Raw genomic sequence first — 26,232 nt, 5'->3', positions numbered from 1 at the left:
GTGACGCACCACCAATTTCGAAAAAATGCTTGACGAGGATATTTCGTAAGATATATCGTAAGTAACACTTAACGTAACTTACGGAGGCAATATCATGAATATCCATCATTGGTTTGGGCGGCACCATCATCACGATCACCATACCGCGCACGAACGGCACGACTGTATCGGGCGCGGCAGTCGTTTCCCTGGATTTGGCGAGGGCGGCGGCGGCGGATTTTTTGGTCGCGGTGGCCGCGATGACGGCCGCGGCGGGCGGCACGGCGGCATGGGCCGCATGTTCGGGCCGGGCGATTTGAAGCTGCTGATCCTGACCCTGATCGCGGTACAGCCGCGCCACGGTTATGAACTCATCCGTGCCATCGAAGACATGTTCGGCGGCAATTATTCGCCGAGTCCAGGTACGATCTACCCGACCCTGACCCTGCTTGAAGACCAGGGTTACGCGCGCATCGAAACCACCGAAGGCAGCAAGAAACTGTATGCGATCACGGCCGAGGGCGAGGTATTTCTGGAAGCCAATCGCGAAGCCGCCGAAGGCGTATCGGCGCGGCTAGACGTGACTGCCAAGGCGATGGCCGGGGAAGCCGCGCCGAATGCGATTCGCGAGGTGCTGCATACCTTGCGGCATGCGCTCAAGCTGCATCGCGGGCCGTGGACTGCGGAGAAAGTCGCGCGGGTCAAACTCAGTATCGAAAACGTGATCGCCGAGATCAGCAAGGGCTGACGACGCTAGTGACTTTTTTGCTCTCAATGCTCAGGCATGGGCGAGCAGGGCATTGACGCGCCGGATCACGGCGTTGGCAAATTCCTCGCCTTTCGCCTTGCTGACGATGCGGCGATATTCGGGAATGATCTCGCGCAAATCGTCCGCCGAATAACAGTGCTCCAGCTTTAGCGTAAAACGAAACGCGCTGAAGCTGCCGAGCAAACCCAGCGCTGCAACCGCTGATTCGTTGAGCAACTGCTTGGCTTGTTGTTGCACCGGCACGATGTCGTTGGCTGCGACATTGCCAGCGCCCGCGGCATGCACCTGAACGTCTGCAGGTTCGGCGACGATCAGGCCGAGCCCGGCGAGCTCGCTGAATATCGCCGCGGTATCGCCGAGCGAGCGCATGTTGTGAGAAATCTCGGCGACGGTCTGGTCGCCGTGGATCATGATCAACATCGAACGCGAGCGCGGCGACAGCTTGTGCGCGCGTTGCCCGATTTCGCGGTGACCCGCAGCGGTTTTCATCGGCACGTCATTGGCTTGCATGACTTTTCTCCCCAGAGTCAGTTCGGATCAGATCGGTGTGGAGCTGACGTGATCATATACGACGATCGTCGCCTGTGTTGTAGCAAATCGAACTGTTTTTGAGTGTGCAACGGCTCGCAAATCGCAATGGCCACGAATGCGGCTAGTTACTGCCGACTGAGAAGTTCACCGCCAAAGATCGAGCAATCCGTTTCGAATCGACGATTGAGTCTTCAGGATGAATTTCTGTAGGCCTCAAGGATGTTATGCGCGGTGGCATTATGGCCTAAAGTTTGCGGCGCCAAACAGGCGCTATTCGGGGAAAACTCATGCTTCATTCGACACGGCTGCATCCACTTGCGGCGCTGATTGCGCTCGCACTCATTTCTCCTAGCCTGCATGCTGCGCCTGACGCCAATCCGGGTTCAACGCTCGCAGCGGTCGAGGTGACGACATCCAAAGTACCCGAGCCGGTCGAACAGACACCGGCGATGATTACGGTGATCAGCGGCGACGAGTTACGCGCGCGTGGCGTGGTCGATCTGCGCACTGCTTTGAGTCTGGTTGCAGGCGTCGATATCGCGCCGGGCGGCGACGCTGGCCCTGCGGCATCGGTGCCGGGGCTGTGGGGGTTGCGTGAGTTCGATGCATTCTTGCTGGTGGTCGATGGCATTCCTTCCGGCGGCACATTCAATCCGGCGCTCGCCACGCTGGATTTGACCAATGTCGAGCGCATCGAAGTGCTGCGAGGTGCCGCGCCGGTAATGTATGGTGCGACCTCGTTCGTCGGCGTGATCCAGATCATTCATTACGCGGCCGGCGAAACACCGTCGCGCGCGATGATTGGTGTAGGCACGCGCAGTACCGGCATCGCTTCGATCAGCACCAATCTCAGCGATTGGGGTACGTTCAAGCAATCGATCAGCGCAAATGTATCGACCCAGGATTTTACGCAGGATCGCTCCGGTGTGGATCGCGCGCATCTGCTCTATCGCATCGCCGGCGACACTGATCTTGGCAAGCTGCATATCGATCTGGATGCGACCACGGTGCATCAGGATCCATACAGCCCGCATCCGGTCGAAGACGGCCGACTGACGCCGCGTTTTCCGCTCGATGCCAACATCAATCCGACCGATGCGCGGCAGGATCAGAATCGCGTGCAGTTGAATGCCGGTTTGAATCGGAATATCGGCATCGGCGAATGGGTGACGACGCTTTCTGTTGATCACTCGGAAGGCAAGAATATCCGTGGTTTTCTGCGCGAGGATTTCGCCGATGATGGCGTGACCCACAATGCCGACGGATTCCGCCAGACGGTGAAACTCACCGATGCGTATTTCGATTCCTATGTCGCCATGCATCCCGCGACAGAGCTGACTTGGACGGTTGGCCTCGACTGGTTGTATGGCAACGGTCGGCAGAACAGCGATAATTTTGAATACGGCGTTTTGCCGAATGGCGCCAATGCGCCGAATTCGCATCAGCTCGAAATCGATGAGTCGACGCAGCTGCGTGATCGCCGTAATTTCGGTGGTGTGTATAGCCAGATCGACTGGAAACCGACATCGCGTTGGGACATCGTCGCCGGATTGCGGTTCAACGATACGCACGAGTCGCGCGATGGTCAGGTCATCGATCGCCATGCTGATCCGGGCACGCCGCCGGATGCGAATGCCGACAAGCAAAGCAAGAGCCGCCTCGCTGGCATTCTCGGTGCGAGTTACGCGCTGTGGGAAAGCGGCGCGGACAAACTCACCGTGTTCGCCGATTACCGCAACACCTACAAACCCGCGGCGATCGATTTTGGGCCGGAAGCCGAGGGCAGCATCCTGCAACCGGAAACCGCCAACAGTTGGGAAACCGGTTTCAAGGGCCAGCTCGCCGACGGCCGATTCGACTGGGAGTTGTCGTACTTCCACATGAATTTTTCCAACCTCGTGATCCCCGAAAATATCGGCGGTTTGCCGGGCCTCGCGAACGCCGGGAAATCGCTGTTCAAGGGCGCCGAGATCGAAGCCAGTTATCGCATCACGCCGGATCTGCGTCTGCGCGGCACTTATGCGTATCACAACGCGCGTTTCACCGAGCGACTGGTCGAACAACCTGATGGCAGCTTCAGCAATCTTGCCGGCAATCATCTCGAAGTATCGCCACAGAATCTCGCCGCGCTGGGCCTGATCTATGCACCGACACAGGGCTTTGAAGGTTCGCTGGTGTGGAATGTCGTCGGCAAGCGTTTCCTCGATCAGGAGAACGAAACGCCGGTCGGCGCCTATGCAACGCTCGATGCCGGACTCGGTTATCGATTCGAACGTTGGGAGCTGCGTTTGGACGGCTATAACCTGAGCGATCGGCGCGATCCGGTCGCGATCAGCGAGCTGGGCGATGGACAAGCCTATCGCTTGCCGGGTCGTAGCGCGGTGCTCTCTGCAACGGTTCAATTCTGAAATATCTGGCGCACGTTTCAGCACGCGCGCCAAATCCTGCCATTCCCTTGTTCTCCGCTAATGGAGGACGAGGGCGTGCGCGCAAAATTTCTGCGGATCCCGCCGCCGGATTATCTGGCCACCTCCCGGCACTACGGTTGTTTCGTGGGCGTGACTTTCGGCCCATTCACTAGTATTAACTAAACACTATGATGAACTCGTGTTGTGCGATCAAGGCGACCGAGCGTGCTGGATACCGAATCACATCTGAAGAAATTCCAGAAGGAGCTCAGCACCGGCACCGTGTCGCTGGTTTTGCTCGCGGTGCTGGCGCAGGCGCGCGCGCCGATGTATGGCTACCAGATCGCCAAGCGGCTGGAAAAAGGCGGCGAGAGTCTGTTTAGCGGCAAGCAGAGTGCGTTGTATCCGGTGCTACGCAATCTCAGTGCCGCGGGTCTGCTTGAAAGCACCATCGAACCGTCCATCGCGGGTCCGCCGCGACGCTATTACGCGATCACGCGACTCGGTCGCGCCGTCCTCAAAGAATGGATCGCCAGTTGGTCGGCGGCCCGAGAATTCGTCGAAAACGTGCTGGAAGGAGCATTGCCATGAGCACCATCCCGAAGACTATCAACGCTTATCTGCAACAGTTGCACGCAGCCTTGCAGGGTGCTGATCCGGCCCTGATCCAGGATGCTTTGTACGATGCCGAAGAACACCTGCGTGCCGAACTCGCCGAGCATCCCGATGTTGACGAAGCCGCGATGATCGCGCGTATCGTCACGAGTTACGGCGCGCCCGAAGAAGTGGCCGACATCTATCGTGTCAAGGAAGGCCAGGTGCAACAGGCGTTGCGCATACCACGCGCGCCGCCGCGAGCTTCGGCGTTCGGCAAATTTTTCGGCGTACTCGCGGACACTCGCGCCTACACCGCGCTGTTCTACATGTTGTTATCGCTCGGCACCGGCATTTTCTATTTTGTATGGACCATCACCGGCCTGAGTCTGTCACTGGGTTTGATGGTGCTGATCATTGGCATTCCCTTTGCGATTTTGTTCTTCGGCAGCGTTCGTGCCTTGGCGCTGGTCGAGGGGCGTCTCGTCGAGGTCATGCTCGATGTGCGCATGCCGCGCCGACCGCCCTACACCGAAACCGGCCAGCCAATTCGTTCGCGCATCAAGACGTTTTTTACCGATCCGCGCAGTTGGTCGACGCTGATCTACATGCTGTTGATGCTGCCGTTGGGCGTGCTGTATTTTGTCTTGGCAATTGTCAGTTTAAGTTTTGTGTTTATGCTGATGTTCGGGCCAATCATAAAAGCGATCACCGGCTACGGCATCATCAATATCAACGATGTCGCGTATGCGCCGCCGCTATGGGCCGAGCCGTTCTCACTGGCCGCCGGCATCCTGCTGCTTTGTGCGGTGCTGCACATGGCGCGCAGTCTGGGGCGGGTGCACGGGCAACTGGCCAAGCACATGCTGGTGATGCGTTAGTTGCGCGAGAAAATTCTTGCGCCAAATCCATCGGGTTCCGAAATATTTGGGTGCGGCCGATCGCTGTGATGCAGTGGCATCCGCCAGCTCGAAATTCGCCATAACGCGGTATCCTCTGGTTTGATCAAACACTTTGATCAAGCACTTCGATCGCGTGTTTGCCGTTATCAATAACGCTAGTGGGAGAACCTGGATGCAACGTTTTGCTGGTTGTTTGATTGCGAGCGTTTTGCTGGCCGCGAGCATTGCTGGCTTTGCGCAAAAAATCGCGGTAAATCCATTGGCTCCAATACGCGCTGTACCGAGCGTTGTTGCTACCGATATTCCGCGATACGACCATGTCGTTATCGTGATCATGGAAAACACCAGCGACAGCACGATCATCGGCAACACCGCGCAGGCGCCGTACATCAATACGTTGGCCATGATGGGCGCAGTTTTCAGCGATTCGCATGCGATCACGCATCCGAGTGAGCCGAATTATCTCGCGCTATTTTCCGGCAGCACACAAGGGCTCAGCGACGACTCTTGTCCGCACACTTTCACCGGTCTCAATCTCGGCAGCCAGTTGATCGCAGCAGGATTCACGTTCCAGGGTTTTTCCGAGAGCATGCCGTCGAATGGCTACACCATCTGCACCTCGGGCACGTATGCGCGCAAGCATAATCCGTGGGTCAATTTCAGTAGCGGTACGAACAGCGTGCCGAGTACGAGCAATCTGACTTTCGCTGCGTTTCCATCAGGCGCAACGCCGGATTTCAGCACCTTGCCGACGCTTTCGTTCGTCGTGCCGAATCTGTGCAACGACATGCACGACTGTTCGATTGCCACCGGCGATGCGTGGTTGCACACCCATATCGATCCTTATCTGCAATGGGCACGATCGCACAACAGCTTGCTGATCCTGACGTGGGACGAAGACGATTCGACGACCAGCGCCAATCAGATTCCGACCATGTTTGTCGGTGCACATGTGCGTAACGCTACTTTCTCCGAACACATCGATCATTATTCGGTGTTGCGCACGCTCGAAGATATGTTCGGACTCAGCGCGATCGGCGGCGCAGTGAATGCGACGCCGATTACCGATACCTGGAACATCTTCGCCGACGGTTTTGAATAACGTCGCGACCGGATTGGCAATTCGGCGCGCGGCATGGACAATGCGAGCCTGACTGTTCGCCTGCATCGTAGTTGACGCGTGATACAACGACGTGTGACACACTCCATCAGAGAGGTAACCGCAATGCCGATTTCAACTGACAAAAATGCGTCTGCGGCTATCAAACAAACACGCCGAATTTATTCGTTCCGCGCGATGGTCTGCGCGATCGCTCTGGCATGCGTGACGCTCGTGCACGCCGATGCGACCAAACAGGCCAAGCCGCTGACCATGAGCGATGTGCTCGCCGCATCCAAGGCCAGCGACTGGCGCGCGCTAGATGCCGACAACACCTTGTATCTCGAACTCGCCGGCGGTCGCGTGGTGATCGAGTTGTCAGCCGCGTACGCTCCCAAACACGCCGAAAATATCAAGGCGCTAGTGCGCGAAAAATACTTCGACGGCCTCGCGATTCTGCGCGTGCAGGACAACTACGTCGTGCAGTGGGGCGATCCCGAATCGGACGACAAAACCAAACAACGCGTCATCAAGAACGCACAACGCACGCTGGCGCCGGAGTTCACGCGCAAGATCAGCGCGGACTTGCCATTCACGCGGCTGCCGGATGTCGATGGTTACGCGCCGCAAGTCGGATTTTCGAATGGATTTCCAGTGGGGCGAGATCCGAAAACCGGCGATACGTGGCTCGCGCATTGTTACGGCATGGTCGGCGTCGGTCGCGATAACGCGGTCGATAGCGGCAGCGGCGCCGAGTTGTACGTGGTGATCGGCAATGCGCCGCGTCATCTTGATCGCAACATCGCCGTGGTCGGCAGAGTAGTGCAGGGCATCGAGCTGTTGTCGAGCCTCCCGCGCGGCACCGGGGCGCTGGGTTTTTACGAGAAACCCGAGCAGCGCATCGCGATCAAATCGGTGCGGCTCGCCGCCGACGTGCCGGCTGCCGAGCGCAGCCAGCTCGAAGTCATTCGCACCGACACACCGACCTTTGCCGCGTTGGTCGAATCGCGGCGCAATCGCCACGACGAGTGGTACAAAGTGCCGGCCGGCAACGTCGAGTTGTGCAATGTGCCGATCGTGGTACGACCAATTGCGGCATCGGCGAAATAGCTTGTTCGCGATACTTATGCGCCGCGAAAAATCTCAGAGTAATCCGGCCTGCGCGCGCTCCGGCAACAGACCGCGCAGTTCGACCTCGGTCAGATTGCGCCATTGGCCGATACGCAATTTGCCGAGCTGCACATTGACGATGCGCACGCGCTGCAACTGCCGCACGTCGTAGCCGAAGACCTCGCACATCTTGCGGATCTGCCGGTTCAGGCCTTGCGTCAGGATAATGCGGAAACCGAACTTGCCGAGGCGGCTGATCTTGCACGGTTTGGTCGTCACATTGTCGATGCGCACGCCGTTGGCCATGCCGATTAGAAACGCATCGCTGATCGCCTTGTCGACCGAGACCAGATATTCCTTCTCGTGATTGTTTTCCGCGCGCAGGATGTCGTTGACGATATCGCCGTTGTTGGTCAGCAGGATCAGGCCTTCGGATTCTTTGTCGAGCCGACCGATCGGAAAAATGCGCTCGGCATGGCCGACAAAATCGACGATGTTGCCCTTGATATGCGCCTCGGTCGTGCAGGTGATGCCGACTGGTTTGTTGAGCGCGATATAGACTTTTTTCGGCCGCCGCGCGGGCGCTTGGCCCGAACCGCTGATCAGGCGTTTGCCAACGCGTACCGCATCGCCATCTTCAACCTGCGTGCCGAGTTCGGCGATTTTTCCATTGACCGTAACCTGACGCTCGGCGATCAGCCGATCCGCCTCGCGCCGCGAACACATGCCGGTTTCGCTGATGTATTTATTGAGTCTCATGCAGTTTTCGTTAACGCCATGGCCGATAGTCATCGACTTCAATCTTCCGCGCGACAATTGGTCAGCCGCGTCCCAAGCTGCAGCCGGCAATCTCGTTAAAGCGTACCGCCGTCCCGCCAGTTGGACCAATGAGTATTTGGCGCATCAGAAGGCTTGTAAAGCGTTAGGTCGCCGCTGACCAAGACCTGTGCTAGCTGGCGAAACGTCTCGCTTGTACTTGGCAGATTTTCCGATATTACGATGTTGGGATGATTCCATTCATCGAGCTGCATGATCTGTTCAAGTTCAGGCAGAACATTTGCACGGCGTTCTTCGGGGGTCGCCAAGACATCTTGATGTGCAATCTTTGCGAGAGCTCTGCAAAACTCGAAAGCCATAACGCTAGGCGGTTGTTGCAAGGCGATTCCATACTGAGCGTACTCCGCGAGTTTTGGCACTGGTATTTCTTTTCCGCGAATGGCGACAGTCAGGGCATCGCATGCAAGCAAATCCGAATCGCTCGGGTCTTGCCAGTTGCCTTCCGCAACAGGAAAGACAAAGGTCGATTCGTTGTGCGGATTGCCGGCTATATATTTTTCATAAGCTTTCGCGTTGACGAAATTATCCTTCGATTTGCGTCCACATGGCTTACTGGAAAAAGTATAAATTTGCGTATCGGGGATGCCGGCCCTAGGGGAAAAGCCGAATATCTCGATCACCATTGCCCAGTCGCTGGATGATCGATATAGCGACAAACGCGAGGCTGCCAGATAGACATATCCATTGTCTAGCATCGGAAAAGCAAAACTCCTATTGCATTGATCGAGTACCGAAAGAATATCTTCGACTTGAATGTTCATCGGTTCGGCAACCTGAAACTATTTTTTATCGAACTTCCGAATAAATTCCCGTACATCCGGATACACCGTATCGCGCCAGCGGCGGCCACTGAAAATACCGTAATGGCCGGCGCCTTTCACCGTCATATGCTGCTTGCGCGTTTTCGGCAAACCGCTGCACAAATCGTGCGCGGCTTCGGTCTGGCCGAGGCCGGAGATATCGTCGAGTTCACCTTCCACCGTGAGTAGCGCGGTAGTTTTGATATCGGCGGGTGCAACGTGTTGACCGTTGACATTCCATTGTCCACGCGGCAACAAATGCTGCTGGAAAACTGCGCTAATGGTGTCGATATAATATTCGGCGGGCATATCGAGCACGGCGTTGTATTCGTCGTAGAACTTGCGATGCGCTTCGGCGTCTTCGAGATCGCCGCGACGCAGATCCTGATAAAAATCCCAGTGCGATTTCATGTGTCGGCTCGGGTTCATCGCGATGAACCCAGCATGTTGCAGAAAGCCCGGATAAACCTTGCGTCCGCGGCCCGGATAGTTTGCCGGCACGCGCTGGATGACGTTGTTCTCGAACCACGAAAGCGGCTTGTTTGTGGCGAGATCGTTGACCTTGGTCGGACTCAGGCGCGTATCGATCGGGCCGCCCATCATGGTCATCGTCAACGGCGTTTTTTCGCCATTCGAGGCCATCAGCGAAATCGCCGCAAGCACCGGCACGGTCGGCTGGCACACCGAAATCACATGCAGCTTGTCGGCGCCGATGAAGCGGATGAATTCCTGGATGTAGGCGATGTAGTCGTCCAGATGAAACGCGCCGGCTTCGGTCGGCACCATGCGCGCATCGATCCAGTCGGTGATGTAGACCTTGTGATCCTTGAGCAGGGTGCGCACGGTGTCGCGCAGCAAGGTGGCGTGGTGGCCGGATAGCGGTGCGACCACGAGCACGATCGGATCGTCTTTCAGATCGGCGATGACTTTTGCATCGTCGCTGTAGCGCTTGAAACGCAACATATTGCAGAACGGTTTCGACACCGCTTTCAATTCGACGACCGGCAGCTCGTGACCATGCGCCTGCACACTGCGGATATCGAATTCGGGTTTTTCGTAGTCCTTGCCGATGCGATACATCAGCTCGAATCCCGCCGCCATACGCTGCATGCCGGGCAACTGGCCGTAGATATTTCCGGGCGCGGTGAGCATTTTGGCGCTGGCTTCGGAGAACGCGATGAGCGGCCCCATGATCTTTTTCTGCATTTCGTGCATTTGATAAAGCATTGTTTTTCCTGTGCAAAACAGCGCCTGAAGGATGCGCTAACAATGCATTGTGACTTATTGTGCGCTGCAGCGCGACTGGCTACGGCTAAAGTCGAATCCGGCTTGCAGCGGCAGCCCCGCGGTCGGCTATGCTTGCGCGCTGGAATCACGCAAAACCGAGTCGGAGAAATGCATGTTGAAACAAATCTTGTCGGGTGTCTTGATGGTGGCTTGCGCCGCGTGCAGCCACTTGCCGTTTATGCACAAATCGCCCGCCGCGGATGCATCGAGCAGCGCGGCATCGGGTCGCCAGGCGGCAGTTGCACCGGCTGTTGGCGATGCGACAACAACAACGTCGCCGCCGCCGACGAGTGACCCATCAGCGCCAACGAACGCAGGTGCGGGCGATACTGATGCGCTGATCGCACCGCCAACCGGATACGAAACCGCCGCTGCCGCGCGTCAGTCGCTCGAAGCGCGCACGGATGTGCAGACGCACGCTAATCCGCAGGGTTGGTGGATCGTCGAGATTCCGACCGAACACCGAATCTGGGCGTTCACGCCGGATGATCATCCCGCGCATCCCGCCGCAGTCGCGCGCGAGGCGGTCAACGAGCACGGTGTGATTCGCATCCGTATGGCGGTGTTGTGCACGGCATCGAAAGAAGCCTGCGACGCATTGGTCGAGGAGTTCAAACCCCTCAACGAAGAAATGCGCAAGCGCTTGCAGCAAAATTTGTAGGCAGGATAAGCAGCACAGTCGCGTTATCTGACAATAGACGCCGTAAGGGCATCCTGCGTCGAGTCCCGCGTGTCTGACAAGCGGGCGCAACCGCTTACCCGACGTGCCTCAACTAGGCGCGCTTTGCGTGCGTTCGGGCAATCCCGACCATCAATCCTGCAAGCAGCAACAGCATCCAGCGACCAAGCACCGGTATCGGGATCGGTTGACTCACCGCGAGCACGACTACTTGCGCGGTCGCGGTCGCGGTGAAGTTGTCGTCGCCCGAATAGAACGCGCTCAGCGTCTGGTTGCCCGCCGTAGAGAAACCCCGGAAATTGCAGGTTGCGGTTGCGCTGGTCGGCCCGGCAGCCACGAGAGTAACGGGTGAGCAGGACAGTACGAACCCGCCGTCGCAGGTCGCGTTGACCGTCGTCGCGTTGGCGCAGAATGTCACCGTGCCGGTCGGCGGATCGCCGCTAACGATCGCGACGATAGTGATCGGCGCATTGAAATTCACCGGATTGGGCGTCACGGCCAAAGTGAGCGTCGTCGTGTCCTTGCCGATGCTGAGGTTCTGATTGACGGGCGCGGCCGCGTTGTAGTTCGCATCACCACTTTGCGCTGCGGTGATCATGCAATTGCTCGTGCCCGCATTGATACCCGTCACCAAGCCCGTGCTCGTCACACTGCAATCAACAGACGTTGTCGAGAATATGATCGGATAGCTTGTACTCGGCGTCGCCGTCGTTGTCGCCGTCGCCGCGCCGGTGCCGTTCACCGCTACCACCGGCGCTGTTCCGAAGGCGATCGCTTGGTCGGCCTTGCCGATGGTTAACGTGCCGTCGACGTAGCTGATCACATAGTTCGGATCGACTGCGCCGCTGGCTGTGATCGGATAGGGGCCCGCGGGCGACGTGTCCGTTGCGGTCGTCGTGATGGTTGGCGACGGTGTGAGGCTCGCGGTGGAATCACCGTTGACGAAGCCGGAATAATTGGCGGAGAAACCCGGGTTGACTGCGCCATACGCACGGCTGGCATTGTTCGCGGTGATCGTCAGCGGAGCCGACGTGATGCTCAGCGCGCCCGGCACGTAGGTGACGGTATAATAGCTCGGCACAACCGCGCCGCTGGCTGTGATCGGATAGCCGCCGCCGACGACGGGCGAGGCGGCCGTGGCCGTAGTCGTGAGGGTAGGCGGTATGGTGACACTTGCCGCCGTATCGCCATTGACGAAACCGGAATAGCTTGCGCTGAGCGTCGGTAAGGCGTTGCCGTAAGTCTTGGTGGCATCGTTGGCGGTGATGGTCAACGGCGTAGTAACCAAAAGCGTTGCGCTAGCCGCTGCGCCCGCTAGCGCCTCGCTTGACGTGACCGTACTCGTCGTGTCCAGAAACGATCCTGCATTCAGCGCGAGCACCTGCAGTGAAATCGTGCAAGAAGCCCCTGCCGCCAAATTATTCGCGACCGTACTAAAGAAGCCTGTGGCAGCGTTGACCGAGGTAGAGCCTCCGCCTGTTCCCGCGGCAGTGCCGCACGTGCCACCGGCCTGGGCTACCAACTTCAGGCCAGCGGGAACCGAATTGCTGAACGAAACATTGGTTAATGCAATCGACGTCGGATTCGTAGCCGTGATTGTGAAGGTTGTGGTGCTACCCACGGCGACCGACGCTGGACTGAATGCCGCGCTGAGCGATGCGGCCGCCACTTCGACGGCGCCGATATCGCAGACGGCGCCTTGCGGCCGCGGCACGCCGCGCTGGTCGGTACTCGCGCAGCTCGAATTGTCGCCGGCATCGATGGCCGAACTACCGGCACCAGGCAGCCTCGTTTGCGTGAACCCGCCATTGTTGGCCAGCGTGCCGAGCTTGGGATCGGTGATGAGGACATGATCGGTGCAGGTGTTGCCGTCGCCGCTGGTGCAGCCGCCCTGCATCACGCTGTAGTGGAGGGCGGTGGTGGCCGTTGCCGAATTGTTGAATAGCTCGCCGCCGGTATCGCCCCACAGAATGACATTGTTCAGTACCGGGCTGCTGTGCCCACTGGTGAAGCCATTGGCGGAACCATCGTTGTACATCGCACCGCCTTTACCGCTAGCGCTATTGCCGCTGAAGGTAACGTTGTTCAGCGTTGGGCTGCTGGTGCCGCTATTCGTCGTATAGGTGCTGCCGGTGGCATCGTTGTAGAGCGCTGCGCCGTTAGGCGCGGTATTGCCGCTGAAGGTGACATTGCTCAACGTCGGGTTGCTGTTGCCGCCGGAGCTGCCATCGTTATACATGGCACCGCCTTTGAGCTGGGCACTATTGCCGCTGAAGGTGACGTTGTTCAGGGTCGGGCTGACGTTGGCACCGGCGGAGAAGCCAGAGCCGTAGTTGTATATCGCACCACCGCTGCCGGTGGTGCTGTTGCCATTGAAGACAACGTTGTTCAGTGTCGGGCTGCTATTGCCGGCGAAACCGTAGTTGACCATCGCACCGCCGAAGCCATTGATGGCGCTATTGCCAGTGAACGTGACGTTGTTCAGCACCGGACTGCAGTCGCCGAAGTTGCCGGCGTTGAACATCGCGCCGCCGATACCATTGGTGGCGCTATTGCCGATGAAGGTGACGTTGGTCAGCACCGGTTTGCTGACGCTGCCGGCGGCGCCACCGTTGAGCATTGCACCACCACGTGACTGAGTGCTGCCGCCGTTATCCACGCTATTGTTGCTGAAGACGACATTGGTCAGCACCGGGCTGCTGATGCCACCGTAGAGAGCATCGTTGACCATCGCGCCGCCGCCACCGCTGGCGAAGTTGCCGCTGAAGCGGACATTACTCACGGTTGGACTGCATCGAATGTCGCTGCCCGGGGGGTTGCCATCGCCGTTGCCCTCGGCGTTGCAGTAGAGCCCGCCACCAGCACTAGGGTTGTTGCCTGCTGTGACCGTAACGCCGTCGAGCACCGTGTCGGTGTTGATCGGAGTCGTCCTGCCATCGAGCTGCACGACGGTGTTGCTATTGCTGCCATTGTGGGTGGCATCCACAGTCAGATCGACGCCATTGGTATTGGTATCGTTGCCATCGATATCGCCGGACAGAACAGTGAGGTTGGCTGCGAAGTCGCGGTCAGCCCGCGCAGTTTCACCGCCGGCAAAGCCACCGTAGATCGCGACGCCGGAATGAATGTTGAAGCTGGCCGAACGTTCGGTCCCGGTCACGCTGGCCAGATTGGCTGGCGTCACCGGCTTGTATACGCCCTTGGCCAGCCAGATTTCGCTGCATGCGGAATTGCTCAGCGCGCCTTGCAGAGTAATGGCGTGGGTGGTCCAGTCGCTGCCGTCGTTGCTGGCAATGCCGGTCGTAGTGACCCGGCAAGTAGCTGCCCACAACGGCAAGCTGGTGAGTATCAGTGACGCACACACCAACAGGGGCAAGAGCCCATTTTTCGAACAGCGCATCGGTATTCCCCTGAATCCGCGAAGCGGAATGCACGGAGTCTAGCAAATACTTGCGCTTTGTAAGACCACTACCGTCGGAAAACCGTCACCGCCAAGGGTGGTCTATGGTGACGCTTTCCGAGGTCGAAGGTGTGTTGCCGGACAGCGCGGCTGCGCTGTCCATGCGATCCACAAATTAACCGGACTCAGCGGGACGGCGGACGTTTCGGCTTGCCGCTCGGGCGCGGTGACTTGAACGGCGGGCGCCCGTCGTGCGAAGGGCGTGACGGCGCGGAACTACCTTCGCTGTGACGTGTGATTTTCAGCTGCTGGCCCGACACCCAGACCTTTTTCAGATGGCCGAGAATTTCCGACGGCATGCCTTCCGGCAGATCGATCAGCGCGTGATCGCCGCGGATATCGATGCGACCGATATGCTTGCTGTCGAGGCCAGCTTCATTGGCAACCGCGCCGACGATATTGCCGGGTTTGACGCCGTGATCGTGGCCGACTTCGACCCGATAGGTTTCCATGCCCGGTTCGGTTTTGGCGGGGCGCGGACGATCATGCGCTGGACGTTCTTGCGGCGGTCGCGCTTCATTGATTTCGTGATGTGGACGTTCATCACGCGACGGACGTGCAGGCCGCTCGTCGCGTGACGCACGCGCGGGACGTTCGGCACGGTCGTAATCGGGTTTGCCGGCGCTGGCGCGATCAGCCGCTTCGGCGCGTTTGATATCGCTGGCCGGATTGGATTCGAACGGCGACCCGCTGCGAATATGCGCGGTTTTCGGACGCTCGTCGCGATCGTAGATCGGGCGTTCGGCGCGGCTGCGATCGGGCTTGCGATCGCTGCGTTCTGGCCGCTCGCTGCGTGCAGAACGATCAGGGATTCGCGTGTCGCGCTGTTGCCAAGCGGGTGCATCGCTGCGCTCGAATTTGCGCGGTGGTTCGAGCAGCAACGGCGTATCGCCTTGCGTGATACGTGCGAGTGCAGCGGCGATTTCGATCGCCGGCACGTTGTGTTCTTTTTCGTACTGTTCGATCAGCGAGCGGAACAGAATAAGTTCACCCGCGGCGAGCGAGTCGGTGATCTTCTGCTTGAACTTGGCGATGCGCTGATTGTTGACCGTCTCGACGGTCGGCAATTCCATCTGCTCGACCACCTGGCGCGTGGCGCGCTCGATCGTGCGCAGCATGTGGCGTTCGCGCGGGCTCAGGAACAGGATCGCATCACCTTTGCGTCCGGCGCGGCCGGTGCGGCCGATGCGATGCACGTAGGATTCGGTATCGGTCGGCACATCGTAGTTGATGATGTGGCTGATGCGCTCGACGTCGAGACCACGTGCGGCGACGTCGGTGGCGACCAGGATATCGAGCTGGCCGTCCTTGAGTCGCGCAATCGTGCGTTCGCGTTGCGCCTGCTGGATATCGCCGTTGATCGGTGCGGCCGAGAAACCGCGCGCCTGCAATTTTTCGGCAAGCTCTTCGGTGGAATGCTTGGTGCGCGTGAAAATGATCATGCCGTCGAACGGCTCGGCTTCGAGAATACGCGTCAGCGCGTCGAGCTTGTGCATGCCGCTGACCATCCAGAAACGCTGGCGGATATTGGTCGCGGTGGCCGTTTTGCTCTTGATCGTGATCTCGGTCGGATCGTTGAGATAGGTTTGCGCGATGCGGCGGATCGCCGACGGCATGGTCGCCGAGAACAACGCCACCTGACGTTTCGGCGGCGTCTTCTGTAGGATCTGCTCGACGTCATCGATGAAGCCCATGCGCAACATTTCGTCGGCCTCATCGAGCACGAGGCAGGTCAAGGCGCTCAGATCCAGCGTGCCGCGTTCGAGATGATCGATCACGCGACCGGGCGTGCCGACCACAACGTGCACGCCGCGACGCAGGCCGGCCAACTGCGGGCCGTAACTCTGGCCACCGTAGATCGGCAGCACATGGAAACCGCGAATATGTGCGGCGTAAGTCTGGAACGCCTCGGCCACCTGAATCGCGAGTTCGCGCGTCGGCGCCAGCACCAGTGCTTGCGGTTTGGTTTTGGTCAGGTCGAGTTTCGACAAGATCGGCAGCGCGAAAGCGGCGGTCTTGCCCGTGCCGGTTTGCGCCTGGCCGAGCACGTCGCGGCCTTCGAGCAGCGGCGGAATAGTGGCGGACTGAATGGGCGATGGCGCTTCGTAACCCACATCGGCGAGCGCCTGGAACACGGGTTCGCTGAGGGCGAGATCGCGAAAGCTGGGCAGAGCCGGAACGGATTCAGGCGTGGAAGTGGGGGCGGTGGTTTCGATATCGTCGGACATGTTGATGCTCGTAAGGAATGTGAGGCGGCAGATTCTGCGCATCCATGCGCACGCTGCACTTGGGCATCCTGCCCGGCGGTGGTCGCTTTTGCGCATCCCTGCGCTCGCGACACTCGGGACATCCTGCCCGGCGCGGCTGAAGTAGTTGGCACGGAGGGCCAGGGCGCGAGTTTTTGAACTCGCTGCACTTGTGACCGGAGGGAATCCCCGTGGGAAAGCTCCCGGTGCCGTGATGACGCCAGCGGCGGAATGAATCGCGCGGCGCATTGTACCTTGTATCGGCCTCAAAGCCGCGTTTGGATTGGATTTGCAACCCGGGCCGAAATAAAAGTCGCTAATGTCGGCTGAAAGTATTCCCGCCCGGTGCGGTCTGCTGCGGCGTGGCTAAACAATTCTGCGAGGAGAACGGCATGGCGATTCGATACCACAAAACACGTTTGGGCCTCATGATCTACATGTCTTTTTTCGCCGGCGCGGTGAATGCGGCGTGCGTCGCGCAAAGTCCGGAAGCACAGCAGAAAGTGATCGAGTTGTATACCTCGGAAGGTTGCAGTTCGTGTCCGCCAGCGGATCACTGGATGAGCCTGATCAAGCCGCAAGCCGCGATTGCGCTGGCATTTCATGTTGATTATTGGGATTCATCGGGCTGGCGCGATCGTTTCGACAGCCCGCGCTACACCGCGCGCCAGCGCGATCTGCTCGGTCGCAACGGCCAGACCATCTACACGCCGGAAGTGGCGTTGAACGGCAAGGAATGGCAAGGGTGGTCGAGCGGCAAAGTGCCGAAGACCGATCCCGCGGCGAGTGTATCGATACCGAGCTTGAGCCTGCAGGTCGAACCGGGCAATCCCGTGCAACTGACATTGCAGACGCAGCTCGGCACGAATCAGAACGACAAGACTTGGCGCGCGTATTTTGCGATCACCGAAGACGATCTGCACACCGCGGTGAAGGCCGGCGAAAATCGCGGCAAGGAACTAAAACACGATCATGTCGTGCGCGCGTTCGGCGGCCCGTATGCGTTGGACAAGGCCAGTGCAAAGCTCGACTTTCCAGCGAACGTATCCGTACAAAACGCTACAGTCGTCGCGTTTGTGCAGAACACCGAAACCGGCGTGATCGCGCAAGCGGTGCAGCAGCCGTTGCAGAGTTGTGCCGTGAACTGATCGAATAAACCGGCGCGATTCGGTCGCGTGCGAACTACATGCCAAACGCAAACAGCAGCAGGCAAAGAATCAATCCCAAGGTCGGCACCACCGCTGCGAGTGCGGCCAGTGCGGGATATGCGCGCTTGTGCGTATCGCCGCAGATCGCGCGGATGGTGGTGACGACGTAACCGTTGTGTGGCAATACATCCAACGCGCCTGACGCGAGTGCGACGACCCGATGCAGGTGTTCGGCGTTCACCCCGGCTGCAAGAAAATGCGGCGCAAGGATCGGCAGTGCAATCGCTTGACCTCCCGATGCCGAGCCGGTCATGCCGGCGATCACGCTGACTGCAATCGCTGAGCTGACCAATCCATCGCCCGGCATGCCGATCACCCAGCGCACGATTTCCTGGAACGCCGGCAACGCGCTTGCAACTGCTCCGAAGCCGACCACGGCGGCGGTATTTCCGGCGGCAACAAGCGCGCCCATGCTGCCGTCCGCGAGTGCCTTGCCGGGTTCGCGCAAATGCCGCAGATTGAGCAGTGCGGCGGCGATGCAGCCGCCGAGCAGGGCGAGAATCAAGGCTGAGGTCTTGAACTGATCATGCAGCAGAAACGCAATCACCAGCACCACGAGCAGTGGCAACGCCGCCATCAGCGGATGCGGTAGCGATTCGCGCGTATCACTCGGATCATCCGCACGCGCTTCAAAATGTTCACCACGCGCACGCGCTGCGCGCAGCATGCGACGGAACCACCACGAGCCGAACACGAACATGAAGATCGCGCAGACCAGGCTCGCCTGCCAGCCGGCGTAGGGCGATGTGTGCAGATATTCGATCGGAATCCAGTTCTGGATTTCCGGCGATCCGGCCGACGTCATCGTGAACGTGACCGAGCCGAACGCGAGTGCCGCAGGAATGTAACGGCGCGGCAAATCGGCCGAGCGAAACAGGCTCACTGCCATCGGATACACTGAGAACGCGACCACGAACAGGCTCACGCCGCCGTAGGTCAGAATCGCGCAGGCGATCACGACCGCGAGTGCCGCGTGTTGTGGTCCGAGCCGCTGCGTGACCCAGCGCGCAACGCTTTCCGCGGCGCCGACATTTTCCATGAGCTTGCCGAAAATCGAGCCGAGCAAAAACATCAGGAACCACTTCGCGATGAATCCCGAGAAGCCGCTCATGTAACTCGTGATCAGATCGGTCTGGCCGCTGGCTGCGAGTTGCGGCAACAGCGGCATCTCGCCGAGCACCGCGACCAGCAACGCGCACAGCGGCGTGGCGATGAACAGATTCATGCCGCGCATCGTGAGCACGATCAGTAAAACTAGCCCGAGGATCAGGCCGACAAGACCGAGCATGCGCGCACTCCGAATCACTGCAAAAGTGACCGGAGTATCCGCAGTCGCGCTGGTGCGGCCCATTGTACGAAGGTACAAGTGTGTGACATGGCGATAACGCCTAGTGTGCCGCCATCCGGTTCCATGCCGGCAGCATCTGTCCACACACAAGCACGGGGAAACAACATGAAACGCAAGCATCTCAGTCTGGCGATCGCGGTGGTTTTGAATCTTTCGACGGTCGCTTACGCGAATGATGTTGCTGATGCGAATGCCGCTGCGGATCCGCAAGCGGCATCAGCCACGCCCGCCGCCACCAACGCGCCCGGCAGCGAGGCGCGACTCGATACCGTCACCGTTACCGCGCGTCGTCGCGAAGAAAGCGCGCAGAAGGTGCCGGTGTCGGTCAGTGCATTCGGCCAGGAAGACTTGGCCGAACTGCAGGCACACACCGTCGACAGCCTGCAAGGCGCGGTGCCGAATCTCAATATTGTCGAAGGCCGTGGATCGTCATCGGCGGTGAACGCGTTCATCCGCGGCATTGGCCAGCCGGACGCGTTGCAGACGTTCGATCCGGGTGTCGGCATCTATGTCGATGATGTGTATTACTCGCGCATCCAGGGTGCGTTGTTCAACATGTTCGACGTCAGCCAAGTGGAAGTATTGCGCGGCCCGCAAGGCACCTTGTACGGGAAGAATTCCACCGGCGGCGCGATCAAGATCGAGACGCGCGAACCGGGCGATCACACTGAAGCCAGTGTCGGCGTGACGATTGGCGATTACGGCCGTGTCGAGACGCAGTTCTACGGCGCAACGCCGCTCAGCAACACTGTGTCGGCCAGCGTCGCCGCCACGACCAGCGACAATAACGGTTACGTTCGCGATAACGCCGGCAACAAATACAACGACGACGGCACGCAGTCGATTCGCGGCAAGATCGTCTGGCATCCGAGCGATACCTTCAAGGGCGTTTTTTCGCTCGACTACACCCATCAGAATAATGCGTTGACCTTGGGCACGCCCGAAGCACCGCTGATCCAGACCGATCTCGCGACCGGCGCACGCGTGCTGCTGACGCCTTCCAGCGGCGAATACGATTTTCGTTCCAACACGTCGTTCAACCCGAACCAGGGCCAGAAGCTGGTTCACAAGGGCGCGTCGGCGGTATTCACGTGGGAGTTGTCGCCGAGCTGGACCATAAAAAGTATCACCGCGTATCGCAAGCTCGATACTGCAGCGTTCATCGATATCGATGCTTCGCAATATCAACTCGGTGACGTTTTTGTTGGTTTGAAACAGAGCCAACTCAGTCAGGAATTTCAGGCCCAGTACGACAACGGCAGTAATTTCCACGCCACCTATGGTTTGTATTATCTGAACGAAAAAGTGCCGTCAACGCAGTACGCGTTTGCCAACGATTTGTTCACGCTGGCGACCGCGCCGGTCGGTTTTTTGCGTAGCATCAACGACGATCTGAATACCAAGAGTTATGCCGCGTTCGCTCAAGCCAACTGGGAATTCGTGCCGACCTGGACCGTGACCGGCGGCCTGCGCTACACCGACGACAGCAAGGATTACGACCGCACCACGAGCACGTTCTGGACTGCGCCGTTGACCAGTTTGAATGGCACGTTTGCGTTCAACACCAGCAAGAGTTTCGACGCATGGACACCCTCGGTCAGTTTGCAGAAAGCATTCACCGATCACGTGATGGGTTATGTCTCGGCGAATCGTGGATTCAAATCCGGTGGTTTCAACGGCCGGGCCAATTCCGCCGCGGAAGAAAGTACCTACAACCCGGAATACGTCTGGACTTACGAAGCTGGGTTCAAGACCAGTTCCGACAATGGCAAACTGCTCGGCAACATCTCGGTATTCCACAGCGATTATCGTGATTTCCAGGCGCGTGTATCCGAAATCACCAACCCGGCGGCGCCGATCCCGACCTTCGCGTTTCCGGTGTTGAACGCGGCCAAGTTGTCGATGGATGGCATCGAGTTCGAGGGCGTGGCCTTGATCGGCGATGGCAATCGTCTGTCGACGCAGATCGGTTATCTGAATGCCAAATACGATGAGTTCAACGATCCGCGTATTGCGCTGACGCCGGCGCTCGCGCACTTGCACGATCACGTACCGTTTGCGCCAAAAGTGACTGCGCGTGTTGCTGCCAGCCACACCTTTACTTTGGGCGATAGCGGCGGCCTGACTTTCGGCGGCGATGTGTCGTATCGCGATACCACCTGGCTCAGTGTCGACAATCGCGATGCGCTGAGCCAGAAGGCATATACGCTGGTCGGTTTGTACGGCATCTACGACTCGGCCGATCAGCATTGGCAGATTCAGGCCGGCGTGCGCAACCTGACCGACAAGGTGTACAAGACCGACGCGCAGGAGTTCTCCAGCGTCGGCAATATCCAGACCGCGTATTTCGGTTTGCCGAGAAATTATTATGTGACTGCGCGCTACAATTTTTGAGTTAGCTATCCGTCATTCCCAGCGCAGCTTTTGCTCGTCATTCCAGCGAAGGCTGGAATCCATTTTGACTTTGCACTTCAGATCAACATGGATTCCAGCCTTCGCGGGAATGACGGCTTTTTTCAGGGACGCCGATAATGATTCACGAAACACGTATCCGCGTCATCGCCATCGGCACACTGAGCATCGCGCTCGGCGCGTGTGCAGCAAAACCCGCAGCGACGCCGCTGCCGAAACTCAATCTTGATCCGGCGCACACGATGGTGTCCGGCATCTCGTCTGGTGCCTACATGGCGACGCAGATGCACGTTGCGTTTTCCGATCACGTCAACGGCGCCGCGCTGATCGCGGGTGGGCCGTATCATTGCGCCGATGGAAAACTCGATGTCGCTCTCGCGTTTTGCATGAATCCGAAAGCGGATGCCGCGGCCGATTTGGCGACGATGCTCGCAGCCGCGCGGCAACGCGCAGAACATGGTGAAATCGCGCCACTCACCGGCCTGAGTGGCGATCATGTGTATGTGCTGCACGGTCGAGAAGATGCGACGGTGGCCGAATCTGTGAGTCGTTTGAGTGCTGAATTTTATCGCCAGATATTGCCGGATTCTGCCATCAACGTGAGTGTGGATGATGCGCGTGATTTTGCGCATACCTTGCCGACCGAAACCGCTGGCAGCGATTGCCACAAGAGCGAATCGCCGTATCTCGGGCATTGTGGTTTTGATGCAGCAGGCGCCATCTTCCATCACCTTTACGGCGAGCCGGCAACACCGTTCGGCGATGCCGGTGGCGAGCTGCGCAGCTTTTCTCAGGCCACATATCGCACCGCCGAGAAAAACGATTTCCTCGCTGACACCGGTTATGTCTACGTGCCGAAAGATTGCGCGGCCGGTGCGCGCTGTTCGTTGCACATCGTATTTCATGGTTGTTTGCAGAATGCCGAATCGGTCGGCCAGAGTTTCGTCAAGGACGCCGGTTACAATCGCTGGGCCGACGCCTATCACGTCGTTGTGTTGTATCCTCAAACGCATGCGACTTACGCGCCATTGAATCCGAAAGCATGCTGGGACTGGTGGGGTTACAGCGGTGCCGACTACGACGCTCGCAGCGGTGCGCAGATGCAACTCATTGCGCGTGTGGCCGCGGCACTCGGCGCAGCGCTGCAATAAAATCGGACACAAGAAAAATCGATACGGAGCGCATGCATGTTGCCTGATGCGCTGGTGCTCGGCGCCGGCCTGATCTGGCTTGGATTGCTGTTTGGTGCGGCTTTGTACGGCGATCGCCGACCGCAGGCTTTCACGCGCTTCTGGCCCGCGATTTATGCGCTTTCGCTCGCGGTGCATTGCACTTCGTGGACGTTCTACGGCACGGTCACGCAGGCCTCGCGCTCGGGCTGGTGGCTGCCACCGACGTTTGCCGGATCGATTGTGTTGTACATCTTCGGCTCGGGCCTGCTCGAACGCCTTGTGGTGATCGCGCGTACCCACAACAGCACGTCGCTGGCCGACCTTATCGCCACTAGGCTCGGGCGCAACTCGCTGCTCGCCGCACTCATCACCGCGGTCGCCGTGCTGGGCATCGTGCCGTACATTTCGCTGCAGCTCAAAGCCGTGGCGATGAGCTACGGCATGCTGGTGAGTTCGCGCACGTTCGCTACGCCCGCGTGGCAGGACAGCGCGCTCTACGTCGCATTGTTGATGGCACTGTTTGCGATGTTGTTCGGCACGCGCCGCGCGAGTGTCACTGAACACAATCGTGGCCTGGTTTTGGCGATGGCGTTCGAGTCGTTGTTCAAGCTCGGTGCGATGCTCGCGCTTGGCGCGATGGTGCTGTTCGGTTTGCACGTGCCGGATGTGCCGGTGCATGTGCAACCGCCTGACGGTGCGTCTGGATTTCCCGCGCTGGTGCTGCTCGGCGCACTCGCGATGTTTATCCTGCCGCACCAGTTTCATGCCGGTGTGGTCGAATGCCGCGACCCGCTTCATGTGCGCACCGCGCGCTGGATGTTTCCGCTGTACATGTTGCTGATCGCGCTGCCGATCCTGCCGCTCGCGCGCGCCGGCGATGCGTTGCTCGGCAGCGCCGGCGTGTCGTCCGATTTGTACGTGCTGGCGTTGCCGCTGTCGCAAGGGCAGGGTGGCTTGGCGCTGCTTGGATTTCTCGGCGGATTGAGTGCAGCCACGAGCATGGTGATCGTCGCCACGCTCGCGCTGAGCCTGATGATCGGCAACCACTGGATCGCGCCGTTGCGGGTGCGCGCGGGCTGGGGCCGCAGCAGCAGCGATCTGCGTGGCGAGGTGTTGATCCAGCGGCGCGTGGTAATTCTTGCCGTGGTATTGCTGGCATGGGTTTACAGCCGCGCACTGATCGCCAGCGATGCGCTCGCGGACATCGGCGCGATTTCTTTCTCGGCACTTTCGGCGATTGCGCCGGCAGTAATCGTGGCGATTTATCGACCGCAACTCGGCGCGCGCGCGGTCGGTGCGGGACTGATCGCAGGCACGGCGATCTGGGTTTACGCATTGTTGCTGCCGCTGCTGCTGAATCCGCACTTGGTATGGTTGCACGATGGACCGTTCGGCATTGTCTGGCTTGCGCCGGATCACCTGGCGGGCCTCGGCGAATGGAGTCGCCTGAGTCGCGCGGTGATCCTGAGCCTGCTCGCCAATATCGCCGTGCTGCTGCTGGTCGCGGCGTCGCGTTTTGCGCATCCGCCAGCGAGCGCAAAACTCGGCGGGGTCGGCTTCGGCGAGTTGCGTGCGCTGGCGACGCGATTTCTTGCCGAGCAACGTGTGTGTGTGCTTTTCCACGCGACCGATGCGCACGCGCTCGCACCCGAAACCTTGATCGCCGAAGTAGAACACGAGCTCGCCGCCGTGATCGGTGCATCATCCGCGCGTTTGCTGTTGACCGTGGCGCGGCGCGAACGCAGCACCGAACTCGAAACGGTTGCTGTGATCGTTGGCGAAGCGTCGCGCGACCTGCGATTCAATCAGCGTGTGCTCGAAGCCGCGCTCGAAAACATGAGCCAAGGCATCAGCGTGGTCGATCGTGACTTGAACGTCGTCGCGTGGAATCAACCTTATGCAAAATTATTCGATTATCCGCCGGACGTACTGCGCGTTGGCGTTCCCGTCGCCGAGCTGGTGCGGCATAACGCGATACGAGGATTGGTTGGTGCCAGCGGCGTCGATATCGAAGTCGACAAACGCATCGCGCATATGCGCGCCGGCACGCCGTATGTTGCCGAACGCACGTTTCCGTTTGATCGTGTGGTCGAGATTCGTGGCAATCCGATGCCGGGTGGTGGTTTCGTCGCGACGTTCACCGACGTCACCGCGTTCCGCCGTACCGAAGCCGAACTCAAGCACGCCGCCGAAACGCTCGAACAACGTGTGATCGCCCGCACCGTCGAGCTCAGCGCGGCGAAGGGCGAGGCCGAACGCGCGAATCAGGCCAAGACACGATTCCTTGCCGCGATCAGTCATGATCTCGCACAGCCGTTGAATGCTGCACATCTGTTCACCCATGCACTCGCTCAACAACTCGTGCATGCGCAATATCGCGATGCGGTGAACAACATCGATGGCGCGCTGAACTCGGCCGAAGATCTGCTCACCGGGCTGCTCGACATTTCGCGGCTGGATGCCGGCGGTATGGCACCGAAGCGCCAGCCGTTTTGCGTCGACGAATGGCTCGCGCATCTAGCCGCGGAATTTCGCGTGCTCGCGCGCGAGAAAAATCTCGAATTGCATTACGTGCGTTGTGGCGCGTGGATCGAAAGCGATCCGCAACTGTTGCGCCGCATCCTGCAAAACTTTCTCGCCAACGCCGTGCGTTACACCGAGCGCGGTCGCATCGTGCTCGGTTGCCGGCGTATCGGCGAAACATTGTCGATCGAAGTCTGGGATACCGGCCCGGGCATCGCCGAAGCCAATCGCGATTTGATCTTCGAAGAGTTTCGTCGACTCGATCCGGGCGGGCAGGGACTGGGCCTCGGCTTGGCGATTGCGGAGCGCATCGCGCGTCTGCTCGACCATCGTTTGATTCTGCGCTCGTATCCTGGCCGCGGCACGATGTTTGCGATTCGCGCGAGTCGGGTCGTTGCACAGATTGTTGCGCCCGCAATCGCTGTCGATGAGCCGACACATGCCGCGTATTGCAGCGTGTTGGTGGTCGATAATGATCCCGCCGTGCTCAAGGCGATGCAGGCCTTGCTCAGCGGTTGGAATTGCGAAGTGCTTAGCGCGCGCAACTGCGAGGAGGCGGAACGGTTGACGCAAAATCTGCTGCCGGATTTATTGCTGCTCGATTACCATCTCGATGACGGCATCACTGGTTTGCAACTGCGCGATCGTCTGATCTGCGCGCAACAACCTTGCATCATCATCACGGCTGATCATGGCGAAGAAGTGCGGCTCGCGGTGGCTGCTGCTGATTGCCATCTGCTGTACAAACCGCTCAAGCCGCTCGCGCTGAAATCGCTGATGGCGCGTTTGTTGGCGGCGTCACTGGTGCAGGTTTTGTAGCGGCTCGCGCTTGTGCAGTTATGTTTTCGCGGCACGGAATTCGTCGTCA

At 59.2% G+C, this 26,232-nt stretch carries 18 protein-coding genes; 11 read left to right on the top strand and 7 right to left on the bottom strand.

Annotation, left to right across the window (positions count from 1 at the left end; genetic code table 11):
• Nucleotides 1–94: 94 nt before the first annotated feature.
• Nucleotides 95–727, top strand: coding sequence for a PadR family transcriptional regulator (locus tag ELE36_RS11845; protein WP_129833543.1), 633 nt, complete (start codon nt 95–97; stop codon nt 725–727).
• Nucleotides 728–757: 30 nt separating this feature from the next.
• On the opposite strand, the gene ELE36_RS11840 is transcribed toward ELE36_RS11845, so the two are convergent.
• Entirely contained in the window at nt 758–1,258 is a 501-nt protein-coding gene (locus ELE36_RS11840; RefSeq protein ID WP_129833541.1) for a hypothetical protein, read from the bottom strand.
• A 308-nt stretch (nt 1,259–1,566) separates the two neighbouring features.
• Between ELE36_RS11840 and ELE36_RS11835 the strand changes: the two genes are divergently transcribed.
• The 5 genes from ELE36_RS11835 (at nt 1,567) to ELE36_RS11815 (ending at nt 7,392) form a co-directional block, all read left to right on the top strand.
• Entirely contained in the window at nt 1,567–3,687 is a 2,121-nt protein-coding gene (locus ELE36_RS11835; protein WP_129833539.1) for a TonB-dependent receptor, read from the top strand.
• A gap of 225 nt (nt 3,688–3,912) precedes the next feature.
• On the top strand, nt 3,913–4,278 hold the full coding sequence (locus ELE36_RS11830; protein ID WP_129833537.1) for a PadR family transcriptional regulator: 366 nt from the start codon (nt 3,913–3,915) through the stop codon (nt 4,276–4,278).
• Nucleotides 4,275–5,162, top strand: a complete 888-nt coding sequence (locus ELE36_RS11825) for a sensor domain-containing protein (RefSeq protein ID WP_129833535.1) — start codon at nt 4,275–4,277, stop codon at nt 5,160–5,162. Before ELE36_RS11830 ends, ELE36_RS11825 begins: the two co-directional genes overlap by 4 nt.
• A gap of 193 nt (nt 5,163–5,355) precedes the next feature.
• A complete protein-coding gene (locus ELE36_RS11820) occupies nt 5,356–6,285 on the top strand; it encodes an alkaline phosphatase family protein (protein WP_129833533.1) in 930 nt (309 codons plus the stop codon).
• A gap of 123 nt (nt 6,286–6,408) precedes the next feature.
• Complete coding sequence (locus ELE36_RS11815) at nt 6,409–7,392, top strand: peptidylprolyl isomerase (RefSeq protein WP_207215762.1); 984 nt, start codon at nt 6,409–6,411, stop codon at nt 7,390–7,392.
• A gap of 33 nt (nt 7,393–7,425) precedes the next feature.
• On the opposite strand, the gene ELE36_RS11810 is transcribed toward ELE36_RS11815, so the two are convergent.
• The 3 genes from ELE36_RS11810 to ELE36_RS11800 all read right to left on the bottom strand — a co-directional run bounded on the left by ELE36_RS11810 (nt 7,426) and on the right by ELE36_RS11800 (nt 10,256).
• A complete protein-coding gene (locus ELE36_RS11810) occupies nt 7,426–8,151 on the bottom strand; it encodes a pseudouridine synthase (protein ID WP_129833531.1) in 726 nt (241 codons plus the stop codon).
• A 95-nt stretch (nt 8,152–8,246) separates the two neighbouring features.
• On the bottom strand, nt 8,247–8,990 hold the full coding sequence (locus ELE36_RS11805; protein WP_207215761.1) for a DUF7003 family protein: 744 nt from the start codon (nt 8,988–8,990) through the stop codon (nt 8,247–8,249).
• An 18-nt stretch (nt 8,991–9,008) separates the two neighbouring features.
• A complete protein-coding gene (locus ELE36_RS11800) occupies nt 9,009–10,256 on the bottom strand; it encodes a polyhydroxyalkanoate depolymerase (RefSeq protein ID WP_129833529.1) in 1,248 nt (415 codons plus the stop codon).
• A gap of 172 nt (nt 10,257–10,428) precedes the next feature.
• Here ELE36_RS11800 and ELE36_RS11795 point away from each other — a divergent pair, with 172 nt between their 5' ends.
• Nucleotides 10,429–10,977, top strand: a complete 549-nt coding sequence (locus ELE36_RS11795; RefSeq protein ID WP_129833527.1) for a hypothetical protein — start codon at nt 10,429–10,431, stop codon at nt 10,975–10,977.
• 112 nt (nt 10,978–11,089) lie between these two features.
• Here ELE36_RS11795 and ELE36_RS11790 read toward each other — a convergent pair whose 3' ends face one another.
• Both ELE36_RS11790 and ELE36_RS11785 read right to left on the bottom strand, forming a co-directional pair.
• Nucleotides 11,090–14,395 carry an MBG domain-containing protein gene (locus ELE36_RS11790; protein ID WP_129833525.1) on the bottom strand — a complete coding sequence of 1,102 codons (3,306 nt, stop codon included), beginning with the start codon at nt 14,393–14,395 and terminating at the stop codon, nt 11,090–11,092.
• Between the two features lie 185 nt (nt 14,396–14,580).
• Nucleotides 14,581–16,683, bottom strand: a complete 2,103-nt coding sequence (locus tag ELE36_RS11785; RefSeq protein WP_129833523.1) for a DEAD/DEAH box helicase — start codon at nt 16,681–16,683, stop codon at nt 14,581–14,583.
• Between the two features lie 410 nt (nt 16,684–17,093).
• Between ELE36_RS11785 and ELE36_RS11780 the strand changes: the two genes are divergently transcribed.
• Nucleotides 17,094–17,849, top strand: coding sequence for a DUF1223 domain-containing protein (locus tag ELE36_RS11780; protein WP_129833521.1), 756 nt, complete (start codon nt 17,094–17,096; stop codon nt 17,847–17,849).
• Between the two features lie 34 nt (nt 17,850–17,883).
• On the opposite strand, the gene ELE36_RS11775 is transcribed toward ELE36_RS11780, so the two are convergent.
• The gene (locus ELE36_RS11775; protein WP_129833519.1) at nt 17,884–19,197 is read right to left on the bottom strand and encodes a GntP family permease; all 1,314 of its coding nucleotides are present in this window, start codon (nt 19,195–19,197) and stop codon (nt 17,884–17,886) included.
• A 165-nt stretch (nt 19,198–19,362) separates the two neighbouring features.
• Here ELE36_RS11775 and ELE36_RS11770 point away from each other — a divergent pair, with 165 nt between their 5' ends.
• The 3 genes from ELE36_RS11770 to ELE36_RS11760 all read left to right on the top strand — a co-directional run bounded on the left by ELE36_RS11770 (nt 19,363) and on the right by ELE36_RS11760 (nt 26,183).
• A complete protein-coding gene (locus ELE36_RS11770) occupies nt 19,363–21,651 on the top strand; it encodes a TonB-dependent receptor (protein WP_129833517.1) in 2,289 nt (762 codons plus the stop codon).
• 137 nt (nt 21,652–21,788) lie between these two features.
• Nucleotides 21,789–22,820 carry an extracellular catalytic domain type 2 short-chain-length polyhydroxyalkanoate depolymerase gene (locus tag ELE36_RS11765; RefSeq protein WP_129833516.1) on the top strand — a complete coding sequence of 344 codons (1,032 nt, stop codon included), beginning with the start codon at nt 21,789–21,791 and terminating at the stop codon, nt 22,818–22,820.
• Between the two features lie 36 nt (nt 22,821–22,856).
• Nucleotides 22,857–26,183 (top strand): hybrid sensor histidine kinase/response regulator, encoded by a 3,327-nt coding sequence (locus ELE36_RS11760; RefSeq protein ID WP_129833514.1) that lies wholly within the window; start codon nt 22,857–22,859, stop codon nt 26,181–26,183.
• Nucleotides 26,184–26,232: the final 49 nt, after the last annotated feature.

The organism is Pseudolysobacter antarcticus (genome assembly GCF_004168365.1).
Taxonomy (GTDB): domain Bacteria; phylum Pseudomonadota; class Gammaproteobacteria; order Xanthomonadales; family Rhodanobacteraceae; genus Pseudolysobacter; species Pseudolysobacter antarcticus.
This window is presented reverse-complemented; position numbering and strand designations above follow the sequence as displayed.